This is a genomic window from Parafrankia soli (assembly GCF_001854695.1).
Lineage (GTDB): Bacteria > Actinomycetota > Actinomycetes > Frankiales > Frankiaceae > Parafrankia > Parafrankia soli.
Genome location: NZ_MAXA01000213.1, coordinates 297241 through 305334, shown reverse-complemented (window position 1 = coordinate 305334; position 8094 = coordinate 297241). Strand labels below are relative to the sequence as shown.

Here is an 8094-nt window from a genome sequence, read left to right as displayed (position 1 = left end):
ACCGGAAGCCCTACACACCAGGGCGATCAACACACCACAAGATCAAAGAGTCACACGTTCAGGACACCGCACGAACGTGCGGAGTACAGGGGGGCACGCGGCGGCGGGCGGCGTGGCTTCAGTCCTGTTCCTCGTAGGCGTCGAAGACGCAGAGTAGCCATTCGTCGCGGAAAGTCTGTTCCCGCACCAGCGCGAATCCCGCGTGGTTCGCCGCGTCGATGACGGCGGTGACCAGACCGAGATCGAGAGCGTTGAAGACCGGGGTGATGCGCACGGCCAGTATCACCTGGTCACGGTGCGCGCTGAAAACGTGATCGGGGTCCAGGTCCTCGATGGACTCGACGACACCGGTCGGCTGGTCGGATACCACGACGGAACTCTACGGCGCGGGCACGATGGACGGTGTGCGCACCCCGATACCCGATCGAGACACCTACCTGGTCGAATGGGCCGCGCTACACGGCGGGTACGACCCCCGAAGCGGCGCGCGCATGATCCGGATCTGGCTCGATCTGGTGTATCGCCTGGCCAGGCCGCTGGCCGCGGCCGGCGTCAGTCCGGGCGCGGTGACGGCGGCGACGGTCGCCGCCACCACGCCGGTGATTCCCGCCGCATGGGCGGGAGGCCGTTGGGTGCTGGTCTGCCCACTCGTCGTCGTGGCCGGCGGCCTGCTGGACAATCTCGACGGCGCGGTCGCCGTGCTKCGCGCCCGGGTGACGAGCTGGGGCTACGTGCTCGACTCGGCCGCCGACCGGGTCTGCGACGCCTGCCACCTGCTCGCGCTCTGGCTGGTCGGGGCACCGGTCGCGCTGGTCGTGTCGGCGGGCGGCGCGATGATGATGCTCGAGTACGTGCGGGCCCGCGCGGCCGGTGCCGGGCACGGTGAGATCGGCACCGTGACGGTGGGGGAGCGGCCGACCAGGATCATTCTCGCGGCGGTGGGTCTCGCGCTGGCCGGGGCCGTCCCAGCACATGCGGCCGCGGTGGCCACGGTCGCCGCGGCGGCCACGCTGGTGGTGTGCGTCGTCGGGCTCGTCCAGTACCTCGTCTCGGTGCGGTCGGTGCTGTCGGCGGGCGGCGGGGTCAGGCCGGGCCGATGAGATCGGCGACGATCTTCGCGGAGAGCGTGACCAGCGGCAGCCCGCCGCCCGGATGGGCCGAGCCGCCGACCAGGAACAACCCGGGCACCGGCGAGCGGTTGCGCGGGCGTAGGAACGCCGACCGCGGCCCGTTGGAGGACACGCCGTAGATCGAGCCGCCCACGGCGCCGGTCGCGCGTGCGAGGTCGGCCGGCGAGATCGTCCGGTACCAGCGCACCCGGGCGCGGACGTCGAGCCCACGTGAGGCCAGCACCTCGAGGATGCGGCGGGCGTAGGCGTCGGCGAGCCCGGGCCGGTCCCAGTCCACACCGGGACCCCGCGGTCCGGCAGTGGCGGCAGTGGCGGCGGCGTGCGGGCTGGCGTTCACCAGGACGAACCACGCCTCGTCGCCCGGCGGTGCGGTTGCCGGGTCGTCCGGCGCGGCGATGTAGACGGTCGGATCCCAGGCCAGCCGGCCGCCGAAGACCGCGTTGAACTCGTCTTCGTAGTCGGCGGGGAACAGCACGGTGTGGTGGGCCAGGCCCGGCGTCCGCCCGCGCAGTGCCAGCAGCAGGACGAAACCGGACAGCGACGGCGCCAGCCGCCGGATCCGCCGCCGGCTGGCCGGATGGTCGACGAGCGGGCGCGGGCCGGCCCGCCCGGGCGCCGCGGGCGGTGCGCCGTCGTAGAGCCGGGCCGCGTCGACGTCGGACACGACCAGGTCGGCACCCAGCAGCGTTCCGTCGGCCAGGCGGACGCCGTCCACCCGCCCCCCCGGCGTGCGGGTGATCCGTGCGACCGGCGCGCCGGTGCGGATCACCGCGCCGCGCTCGGCCGCCCGCTCGGCGATCGCCTGCCCGAGCAGCCGCAGCCCGCCCGGGACGTACCAGCCGCCGAACCGTCGCTCCACGTGCGGGACCGTGACCAGCGCGGCCGGCGCCCGGCGCGGATCCGAGCCGGTGTAGGTCGCGTACCGGTCCAGCATCATGCGCAGCCGCGGATCGGTGAGGTGACGGCGCCCGATACCGCGCAGGGTGGTGCCGGGTGCGACGGTGGCCAGCCCCAGCGGGCGGCGCGCGGCGGTCCGCGCCAGCGCCGCGGCCGAGACCGGGCTGCGCAGGAAGGGCTGTTCGGACACCGCCCAGACCCGGCGGGCGCGCTCGTCGAGGCGCCGCCACTGGGCCCCGGCCCCGGCGCCCAGCCTCGCGTCCAGCTCCGCGTGGAACGCGGCGTCGTCGGCGTGCGCGGTCACCGCCGCCCCGTCGGCGAACCGGTAGGCGGCGATCGGGTCGAGGCGGCGCAGCGTGAGCTGCTCGCCGAGCGGCCCGCCGGTGGCGGCGAACAGCTCCTCGAACACCTCGGGCATCGTCAGCAGGGACGGGCCGGTGTCGAACCCGTAGCCGTCGCGTTCGTACCAGCCGAGCTTGCCGCCGATCCGCTCCGCCGCCTCGCAGACGGTGACCCGGTGCCCGGCGGCGGCGAGCCGAGCGGCGGCCGCGAGCCCGCCGACGCCCGCCCCGACCACGACGACCGTCGCCACGGCTCCGAGCCTATGCGCGGTCGTCCGCTCCCGGTCGGTGGCCCGTTCAGCGCGCGGCCTTTCCAACGGATGGTGCCGTGCCGGTGCCGCCACCAGGACAGCGCCGTCAGGTAGCCGAGCAGGCAGACGGAGACCGGATGGGCCGCCGCGTCCGGCCAGGCACGGCCGCCGGTGCGCCGGGCCGCGATCAGCCGGCTCACCGTGCCGGCCAGCAGGCCGACGAGCCCCGCGCGTGACCCGCGCGCCGCGGCGACCGCCGGGCCGACGAAGAGCCATCCGAGCACGGCCAGCTGACCCACGCTGGCCGCCGGGGTGCCGCCCGCGGCCCACAGCGACTTGGCGTAGCCGTCCCGCAGTGGCTGCCAGCCGTCGTACATCCAGGTGACCGCCAGCTCGGTGCCGTCGGCGACCACACCGCGCCCGCCGGAGCGCTTGACCGCGCGCAGCAGCTCGATGTCGTCCAGCACGGCGCCGCCGACCGCGCCGTGCCCGCCGGCCCGGCGGTAGGCCGCCGCGTCCACGCAGAGGAACTGGCCGTTGGCCGCGGCCAGCGACGGGCGGGCGGAGCGCTCGGCGGCGCGCAGCGGGAGCAGCGCCAGCCACGACCATTGCAACAGCGGCTGCACGAGCCGTTCGGCCGCCCCGGCGGCGACCTGCCGCGGGTAGGGCGAGACGAGGTCCAGGCCCGATCCGCGCAGCAGGCCCACGGCCCGGGCGAGGCCGTCCGGGGCGAGGGTGACGTCGGCGTCGACGAAGACCAGCACGGTGCCGGTGGCCTGGCGCGTCGCCCGGGCGCAGGCGTGGGGCTTGCCCAGCCAGCCGTCCGGCGGCTCCGGTCCGGTCAGCACCCGCAGGCGCCGGTCCCGCTCGGCGAGCCGGCGCAGGATCACGCCCGTGCCGTCCGTCGAGCCGTCGTCGTAGACGATCACCTCGAGGTCGGCGACGTCGCGGGAGCCGAGCAGAGCAGTCAGGCAGGTGCGCACCCGCGCCGCCTCGTCCCGCACGGGCAGGATCACGCTGACCCGCTCCCGCACCGGGACGGCCGGCGCCGGGACGCGCAGCAGCGCCGCGTTCACCGCCGTGTGCGCCGCGACGGCGACGGCTCCGGCCGCCCCGGAACGCACCAGCGCCGTTGCCAGTCGGCCTCCGTTCACAGCTCAGAGCGTGCCAGGTCCCGTTCGCGGGCGGTGCCGGCCCACCCGCGGGCCGCGTCGCGGCGGCCGAGCAGCACGGTGAGGCCGAGCAGCGAGCCCATCGCGGCACCGCCGGCGAGCGCCACCCCGGGACGGCCGAAGAAGGCGAGGTTGGCCAGCGCCGACGAGGCGCAGGTCCAGCCAAGCAGGGCCATCGGCACCCGGTCGGCGGAGGGCGCGGCGGTGGCGGTCCGGGCGGTGGCGGGCAGGGCGGCCAGCGCGCCGGTGAGCAGCGTGCCGACGAGCAGCCATCCGGCCGCGTTGCTGAGTGGGATGCCGTTGAGCGCGGGACCGCCGGAGGACCACGCCCAGTAGCCCTCGGCGACCATCTGCGGGTCGAGGAACAGATCCCAGGCGGTGAGCGTGGCGCCGCCGACCAGCGCCGTCACTGCCCAGCGCGCGGCCGGTGCCCGCACCAGCGAGCGGGCGCAGCGGCGGCCGAGCACCAGCGCCGGCAGGCCCATCATCGCCCAGGCCAGCGGCACGACGACCGGGACGCGGGCCACATCGGGGCCGAGCGCGGAGCCGTACGCGTAGTGGCCGAACGGCCAGCCGGTACGCAGGCCGACCGACTCGGCCAGCAGGCCGGTGCCGGCGGCCAGCGCCGTCGCGGCCGCGGCCCACGCGGGCCCGTGGACGGCGGCCGCATGGCTCACCGCCGCCGCGAGGAAGGCCAGGACCGACAGCACCGTCACGGCCGCCCGCCTGTCCCCGGAGGTCAGCGGATAGGTGATCTGGAGCGCGACGGCCACCGCGGTGGCGAGCCAGGGCAGCACGGCCGCGGCCCGCCCCGCAGGGGCGGCTGGAGGTGGATCGGCCCGCCCCGCAGGGGCGGCCGGAGGTGGATCGGAACCGGCTGGTCCCGACCGGCTCACGGCACCCGGGCGGGCTGGCCTGCCGGAGCGGAGCGCGGCGGGTCGTCGGCGTCCCGCCCGGGCAACTCCTTGCCGAGCACGGCGTACTCGGTACCGCTTCCGGGGAACTGGAAGTGCGACAGCAGGGGCACGAATCCCTCGCTGGCGTACAGCCGGCGCGCGCGGCTGCCGGGCAGCTCGAGCGCGGAGAGCGCCGCCGTGCGGTGCGGGACGTCCCGCAGCAGCTCCCGCAGCAGGTCACGGCCGATGCCGCGGCCCTGGTAACCGGGCAGCACGTGCAGCTCGACGACCTCGATGCAGTCGGCGAGCCAGTGCGCCGCGGTCCCCTCCGGCAGCGCGCCGGCGACGACGTCGTGCCACCACTGGCCGTTCTTGCCGGGCAGGCCGTAGGTCATGCCGACCAGCTCGTCGTCCGGGGTCACCGCGGCGACGGCGCGCAGGTCACGGCGGTCGAAGTGACGGCGCGCGTGCGTCGCCCTGTCCCGGGCGGCGCGCACCGGGTCGTCCTCGTGGTGGTCGAGGAACGCGGCCTTGTACACGGCGATGACGTCGTCGAGCCGGGCCCGCATCCGGGCCGGTGACCACCGCACGATTCGGACGTCGGTCAACAGCCTTGCCTCCTGTCGCGCCGGGCCATCCGACGATAACGCGCGGCGCGAGGCCACCGCCCGTCGGCCGGAACGGGTCTGGCAAACAGTGCTATAGCCGACCCCCGCCGACGGGCAGCCCGGTCCGGTCACCGGCCATGGCCAGCTGTGCCCACCACGGGTGGCCGTCGAGCAGGTCGGCCACCAGGTCCGCGAGGGCCGGCGCCTGGACGGCTCCGCCCGCGTTCGTCCCGGCCGCGACGACGATCCGCCCGCCGAGCTCCGCCGGGGCGTCGACCACCGGCAGGCCGTCCGCGGTCATCGGCCGCTCGCAGGTGCGCACCTCGCGGACGTCCAGCCGCCCGTCGGGCCCGCGCAGCGCGGGGAAGAGATCGCCGATGGCCACGGTGAGCGCTGTGACGAGCTCCTCGACGGCCCCTGCGACGCCACCACCGCCCGCTTCGGTGTCGCTGTCGGCCGGGATGAGGCGCGCGCCGCGCCAGGACGCCAGGCCGAGGTACCCGAAGCCACCGCTGACGTGGATCACCGACTGGTCGGCGGCGGGCGTCACGTTGATCACACCGAGCGGATCGCCCGCGTGGATCTTCAACGGTCGGGCCACGCCCGGGTTCGGCAGGGTCAGCGACACCCCGAGCACGTTGGCGACGCAGCCGGCGTCAGGCCAGCGCCCCCCGAGCAGCCGGTACAGGTCACGGCCGCCGACGGTGAGGACGACCCGGCCGGCCGGCACGACCGTGCCGTCGCCGAGCTCCACCTCGACCGCCGCGCCGGTGGGCCGCAGCCCGCGGACCGCGGCCGACGCGACGACCGGCACGCCCCGGCCGCGCAGCAGGTCGGCGAGCGCACCGGCCAGGTCGTGGACGGCCACGGCGCACCCGTCGACCTCGACGGCCCCGCCGCCGGACCGGCGGTCGGACCGACAGTCGGGTCCGGCGCCGAGCCCCGCGGCGAGGGCGGGCCAGTGCCGGCGGACCGCCGCGGCGTCCAGGTCGGTGGTGTCGTCGTTCGCCCGGGTCTGCAGCGTGCGGCCGGCGGCGAGCCCGGCGTCGTCGAGGTAGACCCGGGCCAGCCGGTTCCCCCGCAGGCAGGCGCCGAGGTCGTCGGGACGGTCCTGGAAGATCTCCTCCCACCGCCGCAGCCCCAGCCGATTGAGCGCGATCACCGCCTCGGTGGCGAGGGCGCGCATCCCCGGCCGGTCGGTGAACTGCTCGAACGCCTCGGCCCAGGCGGCCTCGGGCGCCGAGAGCGATTCCGGCGGGCGCAGCCGCCATCCGCCATCCGTCGGGGTCCGGGCGAGGACCCCGGCGCGGGTGGCGTCGGCGTGCGGCAGAGTCTCGGTCGTCGACAGGTGACGTCCGTTGGTGCCGGCGAAGGTGGTGCCCTGCTCGTCGACCCGGCGGCGGTCGGCCGGCGCCGCGTCGAGGACCACGACCCGCCGCCCGGCCTCGTGCAGCCGCAGCGCCACGGTCAGGCCCACGATCCCGCCGCCGACCACCACGACGGCCTCGGCCTCGGCCCGGCTCGGCCCGGCGGGTGGGCGTGGGAGCTCCCGCCGGTCGTCGAGATCGAGGCGGGCGAGGGCGGTCAGGACGGCCTGGTCGAGATCGGCCGCGCACTCCGGCGCGCGCATCGCGGCCGACACGAGGGTGAAGCCGGGCCGGACCCGCGGCGGGTCGTCCGGGTCGTACCGGCCCGCCAGCAGCGCTCGCACCGGGTCCAACAGCCGTGGGGCGTTGTCCAGGACGACCTCGAGATCGAGCTGGTCGAAGGCCGCCGTCAGCGCCTGCCCGGTGAACACGTCGGGCTCGCACACCGAGACGATCCGGTGGCCGCCGAACCGCTTGAGCCGTTCGGCCCCGATGAGGCCGGCGGTGGGATGCTCCCCGCCCGTGGTCAGCGGGACGGCGAGCCCGAGCAGGTCGGCCGCGTCGAGCACGGACTCGACGTCCCGGGCCGCCCGGATGCGTCCCGCCGGCAGCCGCCTGGCCGCCAGCCAGCGGTCGAGGGCGCCGGCGCCGGCGGCCAGCGACGGGCTGTACACGATCACGTCGTGGCCGCGGGCCACCGCCTCGCGCGCGACGCGGCTGTTGATGTCACCGCTGCCGATCAGCCCCACCGTCGGCGGCCGTGGGCGGTGGCCCGCGGCGCGGCGGGGCGCGAGGAGCTCGTCCGCCATGAACCGGGCGACGTGCCGGGCGTTGACCTCCGGGGTGTTGCGTACGGTCACGCCGAGCTCCGCGGCCGCGTCGGTGTCGATCTCGGCCAGTGACGTCCCGCGGCGGATCACCGCCAGCGCGCGCCGGTCCGGTGTCCTCCGCATGGCCTGCGCCCACCGGTGCAGCGCGTCGCCCGGAACGTGGTTGGCCCCGACGACGAGAGTGTGCGGCCGGTGTTCGGTCAGCGCCGCGGGCAGGTCTGCGGGCCGTCCGGCGAGCTCCGGGAGCAGCACCGCGCCGGCCCGGATGGCCAGCCCGGCGACCCGGGCGGTCACCGCCGTCGCGATGAGGGTCCGCCGCCCGGCCGGGGCGGCGTCGGTGGTGCTCCCGGCCGGTCTCCCGCGCGCGGCGAGCGGGGCGGAGGGGTCGAGGGACCTTGGCATGCGAGTTACGCCACCCGGGTTGGATCGAACGCGGCCGGCCGCGACCGTCGTGGTCGGCGGCGGTGCGTGGTCGGCGGGAACGGAGCGGGAAACGGACAGTGGGGGGACGGAGCGGGAACAGAGCGGGGAATGCTGGGACATGGGGTGGTGGAGGCACGGGGCGGTGGGCGMCCAGGGGCACCGGGCGCGCCGGGCGCCGG

At 76.5% G+C, this 8094-nt stretch carries 6 protein-coding genes and 1 pseudogene; 1 reads left to right on the top strand and 6 read right to left on the bottom strand.

Annotated features, from left to right (window positions below; all coding sequences use genetic code 11):
- Positions 1-118: 118 nt before the first annotated feature.
- Entirely contained in the window at positions 119-370 is a 252-nt protein-coding gene (locus BBK14_RS17635; protein WP_041254788.1) for a hypothetical protein, read from the bottom strand.
- On the opposite strand from BBK14_RS17635, the gene BBK14_RS17630 reads away from it, so the two are divergent.
- Positions 333-1100: a CDP-alcohol phosphatidyltransferase family protein gene (locus BBK14_RS17630; protein ID WP_071063843.1), complete on the top strand. Its 768-nt coding sequence runs from the start codon at positions 333-335 to the stop codon at positions 1098-1100. The two genes, BBK14_RS17635 and BBK14_RS17630, sit on opposite strands and share 38 nt — an antisense overlap.
- On the opposite strand, the gene BBK14_RS17625 is transcribed toward BBK14_RS17630, so the two are convergent.
- The 5 genes and pseudogenes from BBK14_RS17625 to BBK14_RS17605 form a co-directional block, all read right to left on the bottom strand.
- Positions 1084-2619 carry a phytoene desaturase family protein gene (locus BBK14_RS17625; protein WP_071063841.1) on the bottom strand — a complete coding sequence of 512 codons (1536 nt, stop codon included), beginning with the start codon at positions 2617-2619 and terminating at the stop codon, positions 1084-1086. The genes BBK14_RS17630 and BBK14_RS17625 overlap by 17 nt on opposite strands.
- Before the next feature lie 455 nt (positions 2620-3074).
- Positions 3075-3602 (bottom strand): annotated as a pseudogene (locus BBK14_RS40235) (glycosyltransferase family 2 protein); the annotation flags it as partial.
- A 167-nt stretch (positions 3603-3769) separates the two neighbouring features.
- A complete protein-coding gene (locus BBK14_RS17615; RefSeq protein ID WP_071063838.1) occupies positions 3770-4588 on the bottom strand; it encodes a carotenoid biosynthesis protein in 819 nt (272 codons plus the stop codon).
- A 95-nt stretch (positions 4589-4683) separates the two neighbouring features.
- Positions 4684-5295 carry a GNAT family N-acetyltransferase gene (locus BBK14_RS17610; RefSeq protein ID WP_083391032.1) on the bottom strand — a complete coding sequence of 204 codons (612 nt, stop codon included), beginning with the start codon at positions 5293-5295 and terminating at the stop codon, positions 4684-4686.
- Between the two features lie 91 nt (positions 5296-5386).
- A complete protein-coding gene (locus tag BBK14_RS17605) occupies positions 5387-7894 on the bottom strand; it encodes an FAD-binding oxidoreductase (protein ID WP_071063836.1) in 2508 nt (835 codons plus the stop codon).
- Between the last annotated feature and the right edge of the window lie 200 nt (positions 7895-8094).

Excerpts from the sequence above, each read along its gene's own strand:
- BBK14_RS17605 (WP_071063836.1), bottom strand. The coding sequence starts at position 7,894 with ATGCCAAGGTCCCTCGACCCCTCCGCCCCGCTCGCCGCGCGCGGGAGA.